Origin of the sequence: Ferrovibrio sp., assembly GCF_046297895.1 — a bacterium.
In the GTDB taxonomy this organism is placed as follows: Bacteria; Pseudomonadota; Alphaproteobacteria; order Ferrovibrionales; family Ferrovibrionaceae; genus Ferrovibrio.
Window position 1 is genome coordinate 374271 of sequence record NZ_JBKBHC010000004.1, and the last position, 17828, is coordinate 392098.

Annotated in this window: 19 protein-coding genes and 3 tRNA genes; 18 read left to right on the top strand and 4 right to left on the bottom strand. The window is 63.8% G+C overall.

Annotated elements, in window-relative coordinates; genetic code table 11:
- From ACK4FK_RS08980 to ACK4FK_RS09015, 8 genes are all read left to right on the top strand, one after another.
- Positions 1-798 carry an enoyl-CoA hydratase-related protein gene (locus ACK4FK_RS08980; RefSeq protein WP_409744133.1) on the top strand — a complete coding sequence of 266 codons (798 nt, stop codon included), beginning with the start codon at positions 1-3 and terminating at the stop codon, positions 796-798.
- A gap of 14 nt (positions 799-812) precedes the next feature.
- Positions 813-2831: an acetyl/propionyl/methylcrotonyl-CoA carboxylase subunit alpha gene (locus ACK4FK_RS08985; RefSeq protein WP_409744136.1), complete on the top strand. Its 2019-nt coding sequence runs from the start codon at positions 813-815 to the stop codon at positions 2829-2831.
- 3 nt (positions 2832-2834) lie between these two features.
- Entirely contained in the window at positions 2835-3740 is a 906-nt protein-coding gene (locus tag ACK4FK_RS08990; protein ID WP_409744139.1) for a hydroxymethylglutaryl-CoA lyase, read from the top strand.
- A 22-nt stretch (positions 3741-3762) separates the two neighbouring features.
- Positions 3763-4182: a DUF1489 family protein gene (locus tag ACK4FK_RS08995; RefSeq protein ID WP_409744142.1), complete on the top strand. Its 420-nt coding sequence runs from the start codon at positions 3763-3765 to the stop codon at positions 4180-4182.
- A 30-nt stretch (positions 4183-4212) separates the two neighbouring features.
- Positions 4213-5040 carry a division plane positioning ATPase MipZ gene (locus ACK4FK_RS09000; protein ID WP_409744145.1) on the top strand — a complete coding sequence of 276 codons (828 nt, stop codon included), beginning with the start codon at positions 4213-4215 and terminating at the stop codon, positions 5038-5040.
- 141 nt (positions 5041-5181) lie between these two features.
- Positions 5182-6156, top strand: coding sequence for a tripartite tricarboxylate transporter substrate binding protein BugD (locus ACK4FK_RS09005; RefSeq protein ID WP_409744147.1), 975 nt, complete (start codon positions 5182-5184; stop codon positions 6154-6156).
- A 99-nt stretch (positions 6157-6255) separates the two neighbouring features.
- Positions 6256-6720: a tripartite tricarboxylate transporter TctB family protein gene (locus tag ACK4FK_RS09010; RefSeq protein WP_409744150.1), complete on the top strand. Its 465-nt coding sequence runs from the start codon at positions 6256-6258 to the stop codon at positions 6718-6720.
- Positions 6721-6736: 16 nt separating this feature from the next.
- Positions 6737-8242 carry a tripartite tricarboxylate transporter permease gene (locus ACK4FK_RS09015; protein ID WP_409744152.1) on the top strand — a complete coding sequence of 502 codons (1506 nt, stop codon included), beginning with the start codon at positions 6737-6739 and terminating at the stop codon, positions 8240-8242.
- A gap of 57 nt (positions 8243-8299) precedes the next feature.
- On the opposite strand, the gene ACK4FK_RS09020 is transcribed toward ACK4FK_RS09015, so the two are convergent.
- Both ACK4FK_RS09020 and ACK4FK_RS09025 read right to left on the bottom strand, forming a co-directional pair.
- Entirely contained in the window at positions 8300-10252 is a 1953-nt protein-coding gene (locus ACK4FK_RS09020) for a TRAP transporter permease (protein ID WP_409744154.1), read from the bottom strand.
- Between the two features lie 98 nt (positions 10253-10350).
- Positions 10351-11325 carry a TAXI family TRAP transporter solute-binding subunit gene (locus ACK4FK_RS09025; RefSeq protein ID WP_409744157.1) on the bottom strand — a complete coding sequence of 325 codons (975 nt, stop codon included), beginning with the start codon at positions 11323-11325 and terminating at the stop codon, positions 10351-10353.
- A gap of 200 nt (positions 11326-11525) precedes the next feature.
- On the opposite strand from ACK4FK_RS09025, the gene ACK4FK_RS09030 reads away from it, so the two are divergent.
- From ACK4FK_RS09030 to ACK4FK_RS09045, 4 genes are all read left to right on the top strand, one after another.
- Positions 11526-12251, top strand: a complete 726-nt coding sequence (locus ACK4FK_RS09030) for a VWA domain-containing protein (RefSeq protein ID WP_409744160.1) — start codon at positions 11526-11528, stop codon at positions 12249-12251.
- Between the two features lie 4 nt (positions 12252-12255).
- Positions 12256-13026: a DnaJ domain-containing protein gene (locus ACK4FK_RS09035; RefSeq protein ID WP_409744163.1), complete on the top strand. Its 771-nt coding sequence runs from the start codon at positions 12256-12258 to the stop codon at positions 13024-13026.
- 144 nt (positions 13027-13170) lie between these two features.
- Positions 13171-13797: an HD-GYP domain-containing protein gene (locus ACK4FK_RS09040; RefSeq protein ID WP_409744165.1), complete on the top strand. Its 627-nt coding sequence runs from the start codon at positions 13171-13173 to the stop codon at positions 13795-13797.
- Between the two features lie 85 nt (positions 13798-13882).
- Positions 13883-14254: a nuclear transport factor 2 family protein gene (locus tag ACK4FK_RS09045; RefSeq protein WP_409744168.1), complete on the top strand. Its 372-nt coding sequence runs from the start codon at positions 13883-13885 to the stop codon at positions 14252-14254.
- A gap of 10 nt (positions 14255-14264) precedes the next feature.
- Here ACK4FK_RS09045 and ACK4FK_RS09050 read toward each other — a convergent pair.
- Positions 14265-14339, bottom strand: a tRNA-Thr gene (locus tag ACK4FK_RS09050).
- A 194-nt stretch (positions 14340-14533) separates the two neighbouring features.
- Here ACK4FK_RS09050 and ACK4FK_RS09055 point away from each other — a divergent pair.
- The 3 genes from ACK4FK_RS09055 to bfr all read left to right on the top strand — a co-directional run bounded on the left by ACK4FK_RS09055 (position 14534) and on the right by bfr (position 16013).
- Positions 14534-15040 (top strand): hypothetical protein, encoded by a 507-nt coding sequence (locus tag ACK4FK_RS09055; protein ID WP_409744170.1) that lies wholly within the window; start codon positions 14534-14536, stop codon positions 15038-15040.
- 13 nt (positions 15041-15053) lie between these two features.
- A complete protein-coding gene (locus ACK4FK_RS09060; protein ID WP_409744172.1) occupies positions 15054-15281 on the top strand; it encodes a bacterioferritin-associated ferredoxin in 228 nt (75 codons plus the stop codon).
- Between the two features lie 249 nt (positions 15282-15530).
- Positions 15531-16013 (top strand): bacterioferritin, encoded by a 483-nt coding sequence (gene bfr / locus ACK4FK_RS09065; protein WP_409744174.1) that lies wholly within the window; start codon positions 15531-15533, stop codon positions 16011-16013.
- 33 nt (positions 16014-16046) lie between these two features.
- Here bfr and rlmB read toward each other — a convergent pair whose 3' ends face one another.
- Positions 16047-17150: a 23S rRNA (guanosine(2251)-2'-O)-methyltransferase RlmB gene (gene rlmB / locus ACK4FK_RS09070; protein ID WP_409744177.1), complete on the bottom strand. Its 1104-nt coding sequence runs from the start codon at positions 17148-17150 to the stop codon at positions 16047-16049.
- 145 nt (positions 17151-17295) lie between these two features.
- Here rlmB and ACK4FK_RS09075 point away from each other — a divergent pair.
- The 3 genes from ACK4FK_RS09075 to ACK4FK_RS09085 all read left to right on the top strand — a co-directional run.
- Positions 17296-17381: transfer RNA gene (locus tag ACK4FK_RS09075), tRNA-Tyr, on the top strand.
- A gap of 72 nt (positions 17382-17453) precedes the next feature.
- Positions 17454-17527 (top strand) — tRNA-Gly (locus ACK4FK_RS09080).
- A gap of 180 nt (positions 17528-17707) precedes the next feature.
- Positions 17708-17828, top strand: a 121-nt coding sequence (locus tag ACK4FK_RS09085; RefSeq protein ID WP_409744194.1) for a GTP-binding protein, incomplete at its 3' end; no start/stop codon positions are given.

The window sequence follows — 17828 nt, forward strand, 5'->3', positions numbered from 1 at the left end:
ATGAGCGAGATGCAGGAACTGGTTCTGCTGGAAATCGACACCCGCGGCGTTGCCACCGTGACGCTGAACCGGCCGCATATCCACAATGCCTTTAACGACGATGTCGTTCGGCGCCTGGGTGCGATCTGGGCCGATCTGGCTGGCCGCGGCGATGTTCGCGTGGTGGTTCTGCGTGGTGCGGGCAAAAGTTTCTCTGCCGGTGGCGATCTCGACTGGATGCGCAAATCCGGCCAGGCCACGCCGGAACAGAACCGCGCCAGCACCCTGAACATGGCGCGCATGTTGAAAAGTCTGAACGACCTGCCGCAGGCCGTGCTGGCGCTGGTGCAGGGGAATTGCATGGCCGGCGGAACCGGCCTGGCCTCGGGCGCTGATATCGTGGTCGCAACGAGGGCGGCACAGTTCGCGCTGACCGAAGTGCGGCTGGGACTTACGCCCGCTACCATCTCGCCCTATGTCGTGGCGGCCATGGGCGCGCGGCAGGCGCGGCGCTATTTTCTCACCGGCGAACGCTTTGGCGCAGAGGAGGCCTGCCGCATCGGGCTGGTGCATGAAGTGGTGGCCGATGAAACGGCGCTGGAAACCCGCGGCGCGGAACTGGTTGCCGCCCTGCTGCAAGGCGCGCCGGGTGCGATCCGCGACAGCAAGGTTCTGATCGGCCGTGTTGCCAACCGCGGCGTTGACGACGAGATCATGGAATTCACCGCCCGTAACATTGCCGACCGCCGCGCCAGCGCGGAGGGGCAGGAGGGGCTTGCGGCCTTCTTTGAGAAGCGCAAGCCAAACTGGGCGACCTGAGTGGAGTTGAGCGCGTGTTCCGCAAGATCCTGATCGCCAATCGAGGCGAGATCGCCTGCCGGGTCATCCGCACCGCCAAGCGGCTCGGCATATCCACTGTCGCGGTTTATTCCGATGCCGATGCCCGCGCCCGTCATGTCGCCATGGCCGACGAGGCCGTGCATATCGGCGGCGCTGCCGTGCGTGACAGCTATCTGGTGGCCGAGCGGGTCATCAATGCGGCAAAGCTGACCGGCGCGCAGGCCATCCATCCGGGCTACGGCTTCCTCTCGGAGAATGCCGGTTTCGCCCGGGCATGCGCCGAGGCGGGACTGGTTTTCATCGGCCCCCCGCCTGCCGCCATCGAGGCCATGGGCCTGAAAGGCGCGGCCAAGGCGCTGATGGAAAAGGCGAAGGTGCCGGTGGTACCCGGCTATCATGGCGACGACCAGTCGCCCGATCTGCTGGCGAAGGAAGCCGGACGCATCGGCTATCCGGTGCTGATCAAGGCCGTGGCCGGCGGCGGCGGCAAGGGCATGCGGCGGGTGGATGCGGCCAAGGATTTCGCCGCGGCCCTGGCCGGGGCGCAGCGCGAGGCCGCCAATGCCTTTGGCGACGACAAGGTGCTGCTGGAAAAGTATCTGGTGAAGCCGCGGCATATCGAAATACAGGTTTTCGCCGACGGCCACGGCAATGCCGTGCATCTGTTCGAGCGGGATTGCTCCGTGCAGCGGCGTCACCAGAAGGTGCTGGAAGAGGCGCCGGCGCCCGACATGCCGCCGGCCATGCGGACGGCGATGGGCGAGGCCGCCGTGGCGGCCGCCAAGGCCATCGGCTATGTCGGCGCCGGCACGGTGGAATTCATCGCCGATGTTTCGGACGGCCTGAAGCCGGATCGTTTCTATTTCATGGAAATGAATACCCGCCTGCAGGTGGAGCATCCGGTCACCGAGATGATCACCGGGCAGGACCTGGTGGAATGGCAGCTGCGCGTGGCCTCCGGCGAGCGCCTGCCTCTGGCGCAGAAGGATCTGGCCATCGACGGCCATGCCGTCGAGGCGCGCATCTACGCCGAAGACCCGCAGAAGAATTTCCTGCCCTCGGTGGGGCTGTTGCATCGCCTGCGGCCGCCTGCGGAAGACGCCCATGTGCGCGTCGACACCGGCGTGTGCGAGGGCGATGCCGTCACGCCCTATTACGACCCGATGATCGCCAAGCTGATCGTATGGGATCGCGACCGCCTTTCGGCCCTGCGCCGCCTGCGGCAGGCCCTGGCAGAGTATCAGGTGGCCGGGGTGGCCACCAACAACGCCTTCCTGATCGCCCTGGCCGGTCATCCCGCCTTCATGGCCGGCGACCTGGATACCGGATTCATCGAACGCTTCCGCGCCGACCTGATCCCGACGCCCCAGCCGGCCTCTACGATGATCCTGGCGCTGGTTGCCCTGGCCGTGACGCTGGAGCGCCGCGAGGCGGTGGCGCGGCAAACAGCGCAGAGTGGTGATCCCTGGTCGCCCTGGGCAGTCGTGAATGGCTGGCGCATGAACGATCAGGGCTGGGATGAACTGCTGGTGCGCGAGCGTGATACCGATATCCGCTGCCGCATCGAGTATCTGCCGGAGGGTGATCTGCGTGTGCATGGACCGGAAGGCAGCCTGGTGGCGCAGGGCAGCCTGGATGGCGATGGCGGACTGGATGCCGTGATCGACGGCCGGCGCCTGCGTGCCGGTATCGTGCGACAAAACGACGACATCGTCGTGCTGCTGCCGGGCGAGAGCCATCGCCTGACCATCGTCGATCCGCGCGCGGCCGGCGATGCGGAGGAAGGCGGCGGCGGCCAATTGACCGCACCGATGCCGGGCAGGATCGTGCAGGTGCTGGTGACTGAAGGCGCCAAGGTGGAGAAGGGACAGCCATTGCTGATTCTGGAAGCCATGAAGATGGAGCACACGATCAGCGCGCCGTCGCGCGGCATGGTGGCCAAACTGCCGTTTCGGGCCGGCGATCAGGTGGCCGAAGGCGCCGTGCTGCTGAATCTGGACATCGAGGACTGAACCGTGGCGATACCGCAACGAATCACACTCTGGGAGGCCGGCCCGCGCGATGGCCTGCAGAACGAACCGGGCGTGGTGCCGACCGAGGTGAAGGTCGAACTGATCGACCGTCTGGCCGATTGCGGCCTGACCCATATCGAGGCCACCAGCTTCGTCTCGCCCAAATGGGTGCCGCAGATGGGCGACCATAACGAGGTGATGGCCCAACTGAAGCGCCGGCCTGGCGTGACATACCAGGTGCTGACGCCCAACATGAAGGGTTACGAAGCGGCGCGTGCGGCCGGTGCTGCGGCGGTCGGCATCTTCGCCGCGGCGAGCGAAAGTTTTTCGCAGAAGAACATCAATTGCAGTATTGCCGAGAGCATCGAACGCTTTCGTCCTGTCGTTGAGGCGGCCAAGCGCGACGGCGTGAAGGTGCGCGGTTTCGTCTCGGTGGTAGTTGGTTGCCCCTTCGAGGGGGCGATTGCGCCGGAGCAGACCGCGAAGGTCGTGAAGATGGTGTACGACCTTGGCTGCGACGATATCGGCCTTGGCGATACCATCGGTGTGGGTACGCCCGGCAGGGTGAAGGCCATGATCGAGGCCTGTGCCGCGCTGGTGCCGCTGGATGTTCTTGGCGGCCATTTCCACGACACCTACGGACAGGCCCTGGCCAACACGCTGGCCGCGCTGGAATGCGGCGTGGCGCGGCACGACGCCTCGGTGGCCGGCCTGGGCGGCTGCCCCTATGCGCCCGGTGCCACCGGGAACGTGGCGACCGAGGATGTTGTTTACATGCTCGATGGCATGGGCATCGAAACAGGCGTGGATCTGAAGAAACTGGTGCAGACGGCCTGGTGGATTTCAGACCGTCTCGGCCGCCCCCCGGCATCGCGCGTGGCGCGCGCCCTGAAGTCGAAATGCCTGTAACCAGGGCATTAGGGAGCAGCCCGTGCCAGTTCATCTGCTGAAGATCGCCGTCGGGATCGAAAGCGTCGAGCATTTCCGCGAGCGCATCAAGATCAGGCGGAAGCAGGGCAGGACCTTCACGCATTACACCCGGCACATGCCCAAGCGGGCCGATGAAGTTCTCGATGGCGGCTCGCTCTACTGGATCGTGAAGGGCTATATCGCGGTGCGCTGCCCGATCGTGCGTCTGGAAGAGGCCGTGCTTGAAAACAAGGGCCCCCATTGCGGCATCGTGATGAAGTCGGAACTCATTCCGGTGGTGCCGCAGCCGCGTCGGCCGCATCAGGGCTGGCGCTATCTTGAGGCCGAAGATGCGCCGTCCGATCTGGCCGGTCTGGGCAAGGGCGCAGCAGAGATGCCGCCCGAGATGGCGGCGCAGTTGCGCGACCTCGGTCTGCTGTAATACCAAGCGTCATCTGATTCCGGGGGTATCATGGACGCTCAGGCGCGGGCGCGTATCATCGTCGTCGGCAATGAAAAGGGCGGCTCGGGAAAATCCACCACGGCGATGCATATCCTCATCGCCCTGCTGCTGGAGGGCGGCCGGATCGCGGCCATCGATCTGGATGCAAAACAGCGTACCCTGAGCCGCTATCTGGAGAACCGCGCTGCCTTCATCGCGCGTCATGGACTTAACCTTGCCATGCCGGAACATGTGGTGGTGGGGGAGAGCGACAATCCGCTCAAGCCAGAGGCCGAAGCCGACGAGGCGGCCCGCCTGGCCGTCGCCATCGCCGATCTGTCGCAGCGGCATGATTTCATCCTGGTCGACTGTCCGGGCAGCGATACGAATCTGTCGCGGGTGGGCCATTCCTATGCCGACCTCCTGGTGACTCCGGTGAACGACAGCTTCATCGACGTCGATCTGCTGGCCAGCGTCGATCCCGACACCCTGAAGGTACTCAAGCCAAGCCGCTACGCGGTGATGGTTTGGGAACAGCGCAAGCAGCGTTTTGCCCGCGACCGCCGGAACGTGGACTGGGTGGTCATCCGCAACCGACTGTCGCACCTGGATGCACGCAACAAGCGCAATGTCGGTCAGGTTCTGGAGGCATTGCAGAAACGGATCGGCTTCCGCTTCCTGCCCGGCCTGTCCGAGCGCGTGATCTTCCGTGAGTTGTTCCTGTCGGGGTTGACCCTGATGGATCTCGACCGAACCGGCCTGTCGGGCGGAACCGGCGGCCTGAGCATGGCGCAGGCGGCGGCCCGGCAGGAGGTACGCAACCTGTTGCTCGGGTTGAATCTGATTACGGAGGATTGAGTCGCTGTGAGCTGGCGATTTTTTGACCATGCTGCATTGCAGCAAAATTTTATTTTACCCTACGTTCTACTGGAAGGCTTCTGGGCTTCTATGCTTAATACGACGCACTTTTCTTAAGCGTCGTTTTACAGGGAGAACGCAATGAAGAAGACTCTGTCACTGGTGGCTGGCGGTGCCATGCTGTTTGCTGGCGTGGCCGCGCAGGCCCAGGATTTTCCGACCAAGCCGGTCACCATTGTGGTGCCGTTTGCCGCTGGCGGCCCGACCGATACGGTTGCGCGCCTGATCGGCCAGTCGATGGGCAACGCCCTCAAGCAGCAGGTGATCATCGAGAATGTCGGTGGCGCCGGCGGCACGCTGGGTGCCGGTCGCGTCGCCCGCTCGGCCAATGATGGCTACACCCTGCTGCTGCATCATATCGGCCAGGCTACCAGCGCGACGCTGTATCGCAAGCTGCCCTACGACAGCATCAACGATTTCGCCCCCATCGGCCTGGTCACTGACGTGCCGATGACCATGGTGGCGAAGAAGGACCTTCCGCCCAAGGACTTCAAGGAGCTGATCACCTACGTCCAGCAGAACAAGGACAAGGTATCGTATGGCAATGCCGGCATCGGCGCAGCCTCGCACCTGTGCGGCCTGATGTTCATGAGCGCGATCAAGGCGCAGATGACCACGGTGGCCTACAAGGGCACCGGCCCGGCGATGAACGATCTGCTCGGCGGCCAGATCGACCTGATGTGCGATCAGACCACCAACACCACGGGTCAGATCAAGGGCGGCAAGATCAAGGCCTATGCCGTGACCACCAAAACCCGCGTGCCTTCGCTGCCCGACCTGCCGACCATGGACGAAGCCGGCATCAAGGGCTTCGAGGTCGCTATCTGGCACGGCCTCTATGCGCCGAAAGGCACGCCGAAGCCGGTGGTCGACAAGCTGGCGGCAGCCCTCCAGGCCGCTCTCAAGGATCCTGCCGTGGTGCAGCGCTTCGCTGAACTCGGCACCGAGCCGGTCGCGCAGAATCGCGCGACGCCGGAAGCCCTGGGGGCTCACCTGAAGGCTGAAATTGCCAAATGGGAGCCGGTGATCAAGGCAGCCGGCGAATACGCCGACTGAGTATCGCGACAAGGTAGCATGCGAGTTCCAGCGCCCGGCCTTGCCATGGCCGGGCGCTGCTTGTATCGGCAGTTAGGAAACCGGCAACGGGGGGAATACATGGCAATTCGGGCTATCCGCAACCAGAAGGACTTCCTGTCCGGGTTGATGTTCATCGCCTTTGGCGCGGCCTTCATTTTTATTGCCCAGGACTACTCCTTCGGCACGCCGCGTCGCATGGGGCCCGCCTTTTTTCCGCTTGTCTTGGCAAGCATCCTCGTCTTGATCGGACTCGTCGTGGCGGTCCGCGGCCTGCTGGTGGAGGAGGAGGCCCCGCGCGGCTTCACCTGGCGCGGCCTGCTGTTGGTGATTGCCTCGACGGTCCTGTTCGGTGCGCTGGTCCGTGGCGCCGGGCTGGTGGTGGCCCTGCCGCTGCTGGTTTGCGTCTCGGCTCTTGCCAGCCACATGTTCAAATGGAAGATCACGGCCATTCTAGCGGTTGGCCTGACGGCGTTCTGTATCGCCGTGTTCGTATATGCCCTGGGCTTGCCGATGCCGGTCATCGGTCCCTGGCTCGGTCGCTAGGAGGCATTGCCAGATCATGGATCTTCTCGCCAATCTTCTCATCGGTATCGAAGCGGCTTTCACGCCGCTGAACCTGCTGTACTGCCTCGGCGGCGTGTTCGTCGGCACATTGATCGGGGTGCTGCCGGGCCTTGGCCCGACAGCCACGATCGCCATGTTGTTGCCGATCACCTTCGGCCTGCCGCCGGTCTCCGCGCTGATCATGTTGGCTGGCATCTATTACGGTGCGCAATATGGCGGTTCGACCACGGCGATCCTGATCAACCTGCCTGGAGAATCATCGTCGGTGGTCACGGCGCTTGATGGCTACCAGATGGCACGTCAGGGCAAAGCCGGCCTGGCGCTGTCGACTGCGGCACTCGGTTCGTTTTTCGCCGGATCGGTCGCGACCATGCTGCTGGCATTGTTCGCGCCGCCATTGGCCGAGATCGCGCTCAAATTCGGCCCGGCGGAATATTTCTCCCTGATGGTGCTGGGCCTGGTCGCATCCGTGGTTCTGGCGCATGGCTCGCTGATCAAGGCGATCGCCATGATCCTGCTGGGTCTGCTGCTGGGCCTAGTCGGCACGGATGTCACTTCAGGCACGCCCCGTTTCACCTTCGACTTGCCGGAACTGGCCGACGGCATAAACTTCGTAATCGTGGCAATGGGCATGTTCGGCCTGGGCGAGATCATCCGCAACCTCGAACATACCGAAGTGCGTGATGTCTTTACCCGCAAGATCAGCGGCCTGCTGCCGACCTGGAAGGATATTAAGCAGATCACCGCACCAGTGCTGCGCGGCACGGCGCTCGGCTCGGCGCTGGGTATCCTGCCTGGCGGCGGCGCGATGCTGTCGTCCTTTGCCGCCTACTCGCTGGAAAAGAAGATTTCTAAGAATGGCAAGCAGTTCGGCAAGGGCGCCATCGAGGGTGTCGCCGCGCCGGAATCGGCCAACAATGCCGGCGCGCAGACATCCTTCATCCCGATGCTGACATTGGGTATCCCCTCCAATCCGGTGATGGCGCTGATGATCGGCGCGCTGATCATCCAGGGCATCCAGCCCGGTCCGCAGGTCATGACCGAGCAGCCTGCGCTGTTCTGGGGCATCATCGTCTCGATGTGGGTCGGCAACTTCTTCCTGGTGGTGCTCAACCTGCCAATGATCGGGCTGTGGGTGCGCATGCTGACCGTGCCGTATCATGTTCTGTATCCGGCGATCCTCGTGTTCTGCGCCATCGGCGTATTCAGCCTGAACAATTCAAACTTCGATGTTTACTTGATGGCTCTGTTTGGCATCCTGGGCTATGTCTGCTCCAAGCTGGATTGCGAGCCGGCGCCACTGCTGCTTGGCTTCATCCTCGGCCCGATGATGGAAGAATACCTGCGGCGCGCAATGGTGCTGTCGCGCGGCGATGCCATGGTTTTCATCGAGCGGCCGATCAGTGCCGTGATGCTGGGTCTGGCCGTGCTGGCGCTGGTGGTGGTGTTTTCCCCGGCGATCCGCAGGAAGCGCGAGGAAGCCTTCCACGAGGAGGAATAAACCTTACTCCGACCTGTCGTTTAAACGCCGCCGGTTAAACCCGGCGGCGTTTTTCGTTCAGGCCGGCGAAGGGATTTTTGCCCCCGGATCGGCGCCATGGCGCAGGCGTTGAAAGATCCAGATTCCAGAGCCAATGGTGACGCCGATGATGTCGGTGATGGTTTCCGGGGTGATCAGGCAGATCGCGCCGCCAAAAAGCAGGATGCGCAGCGGCCAGACCAGCGGCCCGTTCAGCCAGCCCTCGGTGGAGCAGGCCAGGAAGAACACCCCGGCACTGGCCGTTGCGAAGACATACAGGATGCCGAGCAGGTCGCCCTGGGCCAGCAGCAGCGGGCTGACGAAGAACATGAACGGCACGATGAAGGTGGCAAGCCCGAGTTTCACCGCGATCATCGAGGTGCGCCACTGATCGGCCTGGGCGATGGCCGCCGCGGCGAAGGAGGCCAGGGCCACCGGCGGCGTGATCGACGAGATCACGGCATAGTAGAAGATGAACATATGCGCCACGATCGGCTCCACCCCGATGCGGATCAGGCCGGGCGCGACCACCGAAGCGGCGACGGCATAGGCCGCCGTGGTGGGCATGCCCATGCCGAGGATCAGCGAGATCAGCATGGCGAAGAACATCGCCAGCACCTGGCTTTCGCCCGCAATGCCGAGAATCAAATGCGAGAAACGGCCGCCGACCCCGGTCAGGGCGATGACGCCGACAATGATGCCGGCGCAGGCACAGATCGCCACCAGTTGCGCGGTTTCGCGCGCTGCGGTCTCCAGCGCCGCAAGCGTGGCGCGCGGCCCCATGCGATGGTCGCGATGCAGCCAGCTCACGATCAGCGCGCTCAGGATGCCGAGCGTGCCGGAGCGGAATTCCGAATAGCCCATCAGCAGCGAGCCGATCAGCACAAAAATCGGCGCCAGCAGGTAGGCTTTCCGCAGCATCTTGCTGATCGGGGTCAGCTCATTGCGCGGCAGGCCGCGCAGGCCGTGTTTCACCGCATGCAGGTCGCAATGAACATAGCAGGCCAGATAGAACAGCAGGCAGGGGATGACCGCGGCAAGGGCGATATCGGTATATGGAATGCCCGTGATCTCGGCCATCAGAAAGGCGCCGGCCCCCATCACCGGCGGGGTGATTTGCCCTCCGGTGGAAGAGGTGGCCTCGATGGCGCCGGCCGTCGAGCGGTCATAGCCGACACGCCGCATCATCGGGATCGTGATCATGCCGCTGGCCACCACGTTGCCCACGGCGCTTCCGCTGATGGTGCCGAACAGGATGCCCGACAGCACGGCCACTTTCGCAGGGCCGCCGCGGGCCCAGCCCACCAGTGAAACGGCCAGGTCGTTCATGTAGTCGCCGGCTTTTGATGCAGTCAGGAACGCGCCGAAGGTGATGAACAGCACGATATAGGTCGAAGAGACCTGCGTCGTGACGCCGAAAATTCCCTGGTCGCTGTAGATGTATGAGAAGAAAAAGCCGAAATCGTAGCCCTTGTGGTAGAGCATGCCGGGCAGCCATGGGCCAACGAAGCAGTAGAGGATGAACAGCCCGGCAATGATCGGCAGGGCAAGGCCGGCGGTGCGGCGCGTCATTTCCAGGATCAGCAAAGTGCCGATGGCGCCTGCAACCACATCGCCCGGCTCGTACAGGGCGCCGGCGCGGAACTGCAGTTCGTCGATGAAATACGCCACATAGCCTGCGCAGGCTACGCTCAGCAGGATGAACAGCCAGTCGTAGAGCGGTATGCTATTCAGCGTGCGGCCGCGCAACGGGGCATAGACGGCGAAGGCGATCACGCCGCCCCAGCCGACATGGATGGCGCGGAAAAGGATCGAATCAATCGGGAAGACATTCAGGATCAGCAGGTGAAACACCGTAAAGGCGACGCAGATCCAGAACAGCAACAGACCCTGCCAACCCTGCAGGTGGCGCCTGTAGCCAGTGAATTCGTAATTGTCTGCTGCGGCCAGATCGACCTTTTCGTCGTCGTTGGCCTTTTGAGCGGCAGCCATTCCGCGCCCCCCTTATGCTTGCGCTGTGAATGGTAATCCGATCATGCTGCCGTCGCCCCGTGCGACGGCAGCATGAAGATGATACGGGACCTGGTCCGTCAGCTGGACGGCAGCGCCTTCGGATTGAGGGCGATGCCCTTTTCCTTGTAATACTGCACCGCACCGGGATGGAACGGCAGGAACCCGTTCCGCGATGCATTCTTGGCGATGGTTTCCACCGCTGCGGCATGGCCCTTGACCATGCGGTCGTTGTTCTCCAGCACAGCCTTCACGATCTTGTAGGCGATATCGTTCGGCAGGTCCTTGTGGGCAATGCCGAAATTGTAGACGCCAACGGTTTTATGATCCTCGGCCAGGGTCTTGTAGGTTCCCTTTGGAATCACGCTGTCGCTCAGTTCAGGCATCTTCTGTTTCAGCGTCGCCAACTGGGCATCGGTGAAGGTGATGAAGCGCACCGGGCGCTGGGCTTCGATTTCCGAGAATGCCGCGATCGGCAGGCCGGCGGCGAAGGCAAACACATCGAGCAGACCATCGGCGAGCTGGTTCTGCATGTCGGCGGCCTGACCGTAGCGCCAGTTGGCCTTGATGCCCAGCGCATCGAACATCAGCGGGAAGTAGGTGCCCGGCGTGCCGGCCCTGGGGCCGGCGCCGATGGTCTTTCCGTTCATTTCGGCCACCGATTTGATGCCGGTCTTTTCCGTGGTCACGAAATGGAATGGCGTATCGTACATCGGAAACAGGGCGCGCACGTTGGTGAACTTCTTGCCCTTGGTCCATTCGCCGCTGCCTTCCCAGGCCTGCAGCGCGATACCCATGGTGGTCATGCCCAGCTCGATATTGCCGCCGTCGACCAGGATGATGTTCTGGTTCGGGCCCTGGGTCTGCTGGGTCGAAACGTTGATGCCGATCGTATCCGTCAGCAGGGTGGCCACCACGCCACCGTAGATGAAATATGTGCCGCCGACCGAGGCCGTTCCCAGGGTCAGGGATTTCGGCTGGGCCTGGGCGATGCCGGTGAAGGCGACAGCCGCGACCGCGGTGACGCCCAGAGTCTTGAGTATTGACGCAAACATAGATGAACCTCCCGTTTATTAACGTTTCCTCGTGATCGCGGTCTGTCCGCCGCTTCTGCCGGTGCAGGATAACGATTGTGTCCAGCGAGGCCAACGGTATTGTCAGTCTACGACACAGGATAAGCGCCCCAATTTGGACCATCTGGCAATGATTTGCCGGCTACCTATATCCTGACGTGTGGCAAGGGATAGACCAACGCGTGGACAGCAACCGCAAATCGCCTGATTCGGGCCGGGTTCCGGTCAAGTCTTCCAGTCGGGAGGTCGAGGCCTTTTTGCGCCAGGTTGCGCTCAGCCCCCGCGCTGCGATGCCGGCAGGTGCGCGCGGCCGGCTGGTCTTTGCCATGGATGCCACCGCCAGCCGCCGCCCGACATGGGAAGAAGCCCAGCATATTCAGGCCGAGATGTTCCGCGCCACGGCGGATCTCGGCGGTCTCGACATCCAGCTTGTTTTCTTCCGCGGTCAGGGCGAATGCCGGGCTTCGAACTGGGTATCGGATACGCGCACGCTGTTGCGGCTGATGCGGCAGGTCGAATGCGTCGGCGGCTACACCCAGATCGAGCACGTTCTGCGCCACACCCTGGCCGAAGCGCGCGAGGGCCGGATCAACGCCCTGGTCTATGTCGGCGACTGCCTGGAGGAAGACCCCGACGAGATCGCCCGGCGGGCCGGCGAGTTGGGCCTGCTCGGCGTACCCATTTTCGCTTTTCAGGAAGGCGAGGAGCCGACCGCCCAGGCCAGTTTCCGCGAGATGGCGCGTCTGACCCGCGGTGCGTATTGCGCCTTCGACCGTTCCAGCGCGGCGATGCTGCGCGATCTTCTGTCTGCCGTTGCGATCTATGCCGCCGGGGGGTTCCGCGCGCTCGAGGATCATGCCCGCCGCGCCGGCGGCAGCGCGCAGCTTCTGATCGGCCAGATGCGGTGATACCATGATCGCCTGGTTCGCCATTGGCGTTGTTGGCGTCATCCTGCTCTGGCTGGGGGCGCAGGCCTTCGTCAAGGCCGATCCCCGCCTGCTGGCGCGTGGCATGAAATATGCCGGCGCCATCGTCTGTGGCGGCCTGGCGCTGTTCTTCCTGGTGCGCGGCCGGATCGATATGGCGATGATGCTGGGTGCGGCGGGCGCTGCCGTCCTGGGCTATCTGCCGCGCGGCATGCTGCCCTTCGGCAACTGGTTTGGCGGGCGCGGCGCCGGGCCCGGCTGGTACAGGGCCCGCACGGGCAATGAGCCGCCCGGCGGCGGCGCGGGAGGCCAGCAGTCCGAGGTGGAAACATCCTGGCTGCGCATGCGGCTGGACCATGCGACCGGCCGCATGCATGGCGAGGTGCTGCAGGGGCGTTTCGCGGGCCGCATGCTGGCGACGCTGTCCTTCGAGGATCTGATCCTGCTGTTGCGCGACTGCCGCGCGGCCGACAACCAGGCCGCCGCCTTGCTGGAGGCATATCTCGACCGCACCATCGGCGAGGACTGGCGCGAGAAGGCCGATCGCGGCGATCCGGGCGATGCCGCCGAGCATGCCGGCGGGGCCATGACCCGCGAACAGGCTCTCGACATCCTGGGCCTGCAGCCCGGCGCCAGCGCAGACGATATCCGCGCCGCGCATCGCCGGCTGATGAAGAAATTCCATCCCGACCACGGTGGCTCGACCTATCTGGCGGCGCAGATCAATCGCGCGAAGGATTTTCTGCTCGGTGAATGAGCCGTCCGGTTCCGAATCCAGCGTTGCTTGATCCTGATCAACTCCCCGGCGGATTTTCTGCTTAGAAGCAGTCGCCTGCTTTAGCCCGGCCATGATTGGAACCGGCGGATGCCGGCAGGGGCCGGTCTGAAGAGGCATGACGAGATGACCACAGGCCGGCTGCCCGACATTTTTTCCATGGCCGCCGATATCGCGCGGCAGGCCCATGCCAAGGATGGAGATACCTACGATCATGGCTGCCGGATGCAGCCGGTCTGCAATCTGCTGGCAAACCGGCTCGGCTTCGGCGCCGAGGATATTGAGAAGATCGGTGTCTGCGCCATGTTGCATGACGTGGGCAAGAGCGCTTTGCCGGAAGATATCCTGTTTAAGCCCGGCCGTCTGGATGCCGCCGAATACCGCCAGATGATGGAACACACCTCCAGCGGCCACGCCATGCTGCGCGACCTGGGTCATCCCTGGCTGGATTGTGCCGCCGACGCCGCGCTGCATCACCACGAACGCTTCGATGGTGGTGGCTATCCCCACGGCATCGCTGGCCTCATGATTCCCCAGCCGGCGCGGATCATTGCCGTGGCGGATGTCTATGATGCGCTGCGGTCCGAGCGGCCCTACAAACCCGCGCTGGAGCATGAGCAGGCGGTGAAGTTGATCCTCTACGGCGATGACCGCACCAATCCGTCTCATTTCGATCCTGCCGTGCTGGCCGCCTTCGAGATGAGCGCGCCGGCGATCCGTCAACTCTATGAGGCTCCAGCCGGTCCAGACTGACTCTGGATTGTACCGGCACAATTGTGCGGTTCCGTGCCGCTCAGCGTGGCGTTTATAGTCGGCCCCGCAAAAGGGAATCTCTGACATGGACGCCATTGCCGAAGCCGCCGAAGCCATCGTGCAGAAACAGCTTGACGCCTATAACGCCCGCAACATCGAGGCCTTCATGGCCTGCTGGGCCGAAGAGGCGCGGATATACGAATTCCCCAACCGCCTGCTGGCCGATGGCGCGGCCGAAATCCGCGCTCGCCATATGGTGCGGTTCCAGGAACCCGACCTGTTCGGCCGGCTGGTCAGCCGCATGTCGGTGGTCAACCGCGTCATCGACCGCGAGGTGGTGACGCGCAATTTCCCCGAAGGGCGAGGGCAGATCGACGTGATCGGGATCTATGAACTGGCCGGGCGGAAGATCGCCCAGGCCTGGTTCATCATGGGCAGCCCGGTGCTGGAGGGCTGAACCGGGGGAATGGTGCCGGATGAGGGGATTGAACCCCCGACCTTCGGTTTACAAAACCGCTGCTCTACCGCTGAGCTAATCCGGCAAACGCTTCGTTCCGCGGCTATTTACGTGAGCCGGGCGCCAGCGGCAAGGGAGGCGGCCCGAATTTGCGGTCCCTAGGGCCTGCGGCGTTTCGGCACTTGATAATCACTCGCAACTCCGCTACACCTGATCCTGCGAATGAGTTGCAGCCCGGCAGGCCGGGTCGGTTATCAGGACGGGGCAGGCGCAGTGACAGTGCAGATTTCCCAGTCGGCGGAGGCGGGCGGTTCCTGGCCGACCCAGGTGCAGGATCTGAATGAGGGCGAGCGGCTCGTGATCTGGGCGTTTCGCCGCTGGGTTTCCGGACCGCAGCATCTGCCAATGCTGGCCCGCGAATTCGACCGCCAGTTTCGCCGCGCCGAGGCCCGGCTTGCGCTTCGGGCCCTGGATGCCGCGCTCACCGGGCTAACCCGCCATGCCCGCCGCACCATCGTCTATCACCAGCCCTGCTGCGCCTGCCTGGGTGCGGACGAGGTGTGTTTCCTGTCCATCGTCGCGGCCCTGCAGAGCGGCGCTGCCCAGGCTGCCGGCGCCATGGCGCAGTGGCTGGTTCGCCGCGAAGGCGTGCAGGATTTTGTCGGCGCGCTGGACGAACTGGCCGAATGCCTGAGCGGCAGCGGGCATGACCTGCCGTACCGTACGCGTCAGCGCAATCCCAATCATGTCGCGACGGCCCAGCCGTTGTCGCTGCTGGTGCATTGAGGGAGGGCCGGCGATGTATGTCTGTCTCTGCCACGGGTTCACCGAAGGCGATGTGCGCAAGGCACTGGACGGCGGCTGCCGATCGGTGGCGGCGGTCTACCGCCATCTCGCTGACCGGCCGCAATGCGGCAAGTGCGTGCCCGACGTGCGCTGCATGGTGAACGAGCATCGCGCCGGCAATGCCAATGGCGGCCATGCCATGCCCTGTGCGGCGATGGCGCAGGCCGAAAGCGCGGCGTGATAGGCACGGTCCTGATCGTGGCCGCCTGCTGCGGCGGCATGGTGGTTCTGGCCTGCAAGCTGCGAGTGATGCGCACCCTCACGGATCATGAAACTCACTCGCGAGAATCAGGGCAAAAAGACTGACTTTCTTTGCGAGTGATTTGTAATTACACGCATTTTCCTTGAGCCCGCGTACAACGCGGCGTAAGCCTCCCATCAGCGCGTCGATACCGATTCCGGCGCCGCCAGCAGCGAAGGAGGCTAGGGCATGAAGGGCGACAAGAAAGTGATTCAGCATCTCAATGGTGTGCTGAAGAACGAGCTCACCGCCATCAACCAGTATTTTCTGCATGCCCGCATGTGGAAGAGCTGGGGCTTCGAGCGCCTTGGCCATCACGAATACAAGGAATCGATTGAGGAGATGAAACACGCCGACAAGATCATCGAGCGTGTTCTGCTGCTCGAAGGCGTGCCCAACCTTCAGGACCTTGGCAAGCTGAAGATCGGCGAGACCGTGCCGGAAGGCCTGCAGGCCAATCTCGATCTCGAACGCAAGGGGCGGACTGACCTGATCGCGGCGATTGCCCATTGCGAAAGCGTGCAGGATTACGTCAGCCGGGAAATCCTCACCGACATCCTCGACGACACCGAGGAACATATCGACCATCTGGAAACCCAGCTCGACCTGATCGGCAAGGTGGGTCTGCAGAATTACCTGCAGTCGCAGATGGGTGACGGCTCGTCGTCGTAAGCATTCCTGAATGGCAAGCGGCGCGCGCGGCGTTCAGCCGCGCGCGCATTCATACAGCGCCACGGCCGCGGCGGCGGAAACGTTCAGGCTTTCCACCGCGCCGGTCATGGGCAGCTTGGCGAGGAAATCGCATTTCTCGCGCGTCAGGCGGCGCAGGCCTTCATCCTCGGCACCCAGCACCAGTGCCACGCGGCGGATGTCGCTCACCGCTTCCGCCAAAGTCTTGTCGGTTTCCATTTCCAGGCCAACGCGCCAGAAGCCATATTCGGCCAGCAGGTCGAGGGCACGGGCCAGATTGGTGACCCGGATCAGCGGCACGACTTCCAGCCCGCCCGAAGCAGCCTTGGCCAGGGCGCCAGTGGCTTCCGGTGCATGGCGGTCCGTCACGATCACGGCGCGCGCGCCGAAGGCGGCGGCCGAGCGCAGGATGGCGCCGACATTGCGCGGATCGGTCACATGGTCGAGCAGCAGCACGACCTCGCGTTCCTCGCCTGCCGGCTCCTTCAGGGATTCCACGCCGGGGTCTTCCAGCGGATCGGTCAGCAGGGCGATGCCCTGGTGAACGGCGCCGGGCGGCAGCAGGGCATCCAGCCGGGCGCGGTCGACCACTTCGGGTGCCGGGTTGGGCGGCAATTCGCTGCCCAGGGCCTCCCGCGCCTCGCGGGTCAGCAACAGGCGGCGATGATGGCGCTCCGGATTTTCCAGCGCGGCGAGGCAGGCATGGCTGCCATACAGCCAGGTCGGAAGCTCTCGGTTGCCATGGTGGGGGCGCGGGCGGAATTCCCGGCCTGAATCGTATTCTTGGGCCCGACTGTGCCTGCGGTCGGCGCTCCGGTCCGGTCTCTGGCTGCGGTCCGGCCGCTGGTCGGGCCGGCCTTCCTCCCGCCACCCCTCCCGCGGGGCATGCCCGCGGCCATGGTCGGGCCGATTCCCGCCTTTGCCCGCCTTGGAATGGACCGGGGCATGGGCGAACTTGCCCGGCAGGCCGGATTTTTCGAGCTGCCCACGTCCCTCCGGGCCGTCGCGGCGCTGGTCGCGGCGGTCTCGGTTTCCCTTGCCGCCTCCTTTGCCGCCGGGGGCATTGGGGTGGGACGAGGGGCGTTTGGGGTTCCGGGCATCCGGCTTGCGTCTGGACATGGCGGGTCTTATACTGCCGGCCGGTAGAAGCAACAACATTGCCGCCCGAACTCTAAAGTTTTGAGGGCAGGGGGGCGATGATGGTGCTTTTGTCGCGTTTATCCATTGACGGACGGATATCCCTTCGGTAATCGGGGGGCCGGTCGGAGGGGTGCCCGAGTGGCTAAAGGGGACGGACTGTAAATCCGTTGGCGCACGCCTACGCTGGTTCGAATCCAGCCCCCTCCACCATCTCCGCGCCAGCCTAGAAAGCGCTTATGCGCCAAAGGGTTGGTGAAAAGTCTTCGGGTGTAACGCGAAGCGGCGGGTGTAGCTCAGTGGTAGAGCCCCAGCCTTCCAAGCTGGTTGCGAGGGTTCGATTCCCTTCACCCGCTCCAGCTTGCCGGATGGAGCCGTTCTTTGCGGAACGGGTTTGTCCACACGGGATGCGGTGACGCGACACGGCGCTGAAGCAGCGCGGCGCGGGGCCGGATGCCGGGAAAGAAACGAACCAGGGGTCCGCGAGGGCCTTGCGAATAGTCGGATAACAGGACGCTAGTCGGAAACAGGACAGAACGATGGCCAAGGCAAAGTTTGAGCGTACGAAACCGCATTGCAACATTGGTACGATTGGTCACGTTGACCACGGCAAGACGTCTTTGACGGCTGCGATCACGAAGGTGCTTGCCGAGACTGGCG

Coding starts and splice junctions, on each gene's coding strand:
- ACK4FK_RS08980 (WP_409744133.1), top strand. CDS start 1: ATGAGCGAGATGCAGGAACTGGTTCTGCTGGAAATCGACACCCGCGGC.
- ACK4FK_RS09000 (WP_409744145.1), top strand. CDS start 4,213: ATGGACGCTCAGGCGCGGGCGCGTATCATCGTCGTCGGCAATGAAAAG.
- ACK4FK_RS09005 (WP_409744147.1), top strand. CDS start 5,182: ATGAAGAAGACTCTGTCACTGGTGGCTGGCGGTGCCATGCTGTTTGCT.
- ACK4FK_RS09010 (WP_409744150.1), top strand. CDS start 6,256: ATGGCAATTCGGGCTATCCGCAACCAGAAGGACTTCCTGTCCGGGTTG.
- ACK4FK_RS09015 (WP_409744152.1), top strand. CDS start 6,737: ATGGATCTTCTCGCCAATCTTCTCATCGGTATCGAAGCGGCTTTCACG.
- ACK4FK_RS09020 (WP_409744154.1), bottom strand. CDS start 10,252: ATGGCTGCCGCTCAAAAGGCCAACGACGACGAAAAGGTCGATCTGGCC.
- ACK4FK_RS09025 (WP_409744157.1), bottom strand. CDS start 11,325: ATGTTTGCGTCAATACTCAAGACTCTGGGCGTCACCGCGGTCGCGGCT.
- ACK4FK_RS09035 (WP_409744163.1), top strand. CDS start 12,256: ATGATCGCCTGGTTCGCCATTGGCGTTGTTGGCGTCATCCTGCTCTGG.
- ACK4FK_RS09040 (WP_409744165.1), top strand. CDS start 13,171: ATGACCACAGGCCGGCTGCCCGACATTTTTTCCATGGCCGCCGATATC.
- ACK4FK_RS09045 (WP_409744168.1), top strand. CDS start 13,883: ATGGACGCCATTGCCGAAGCCGCCGAAGCCATCGTGCAGAAACAGCTT.
- ACK4FK_RS09060 (WP_409744172.1), top strand. CDS start 15,054: ATGTATGTCTGTCTCTGCCACGGGTTCACCGAAGGCGATGTGCGCAAG.
- bfr (WP_409744174.1), top strand. CDS start 15,531: ATGAAGGGCGACAAGAAAGTGATTCAGCATCTCAATGGTGTGCTGAAG.
- rlmB (WP_409744177.1), bottom strand. CDS start 17,150: ATGTCCAGACGCAAGCCGGATGCCCGGAACCCCAAACGCCCCTCGTCC.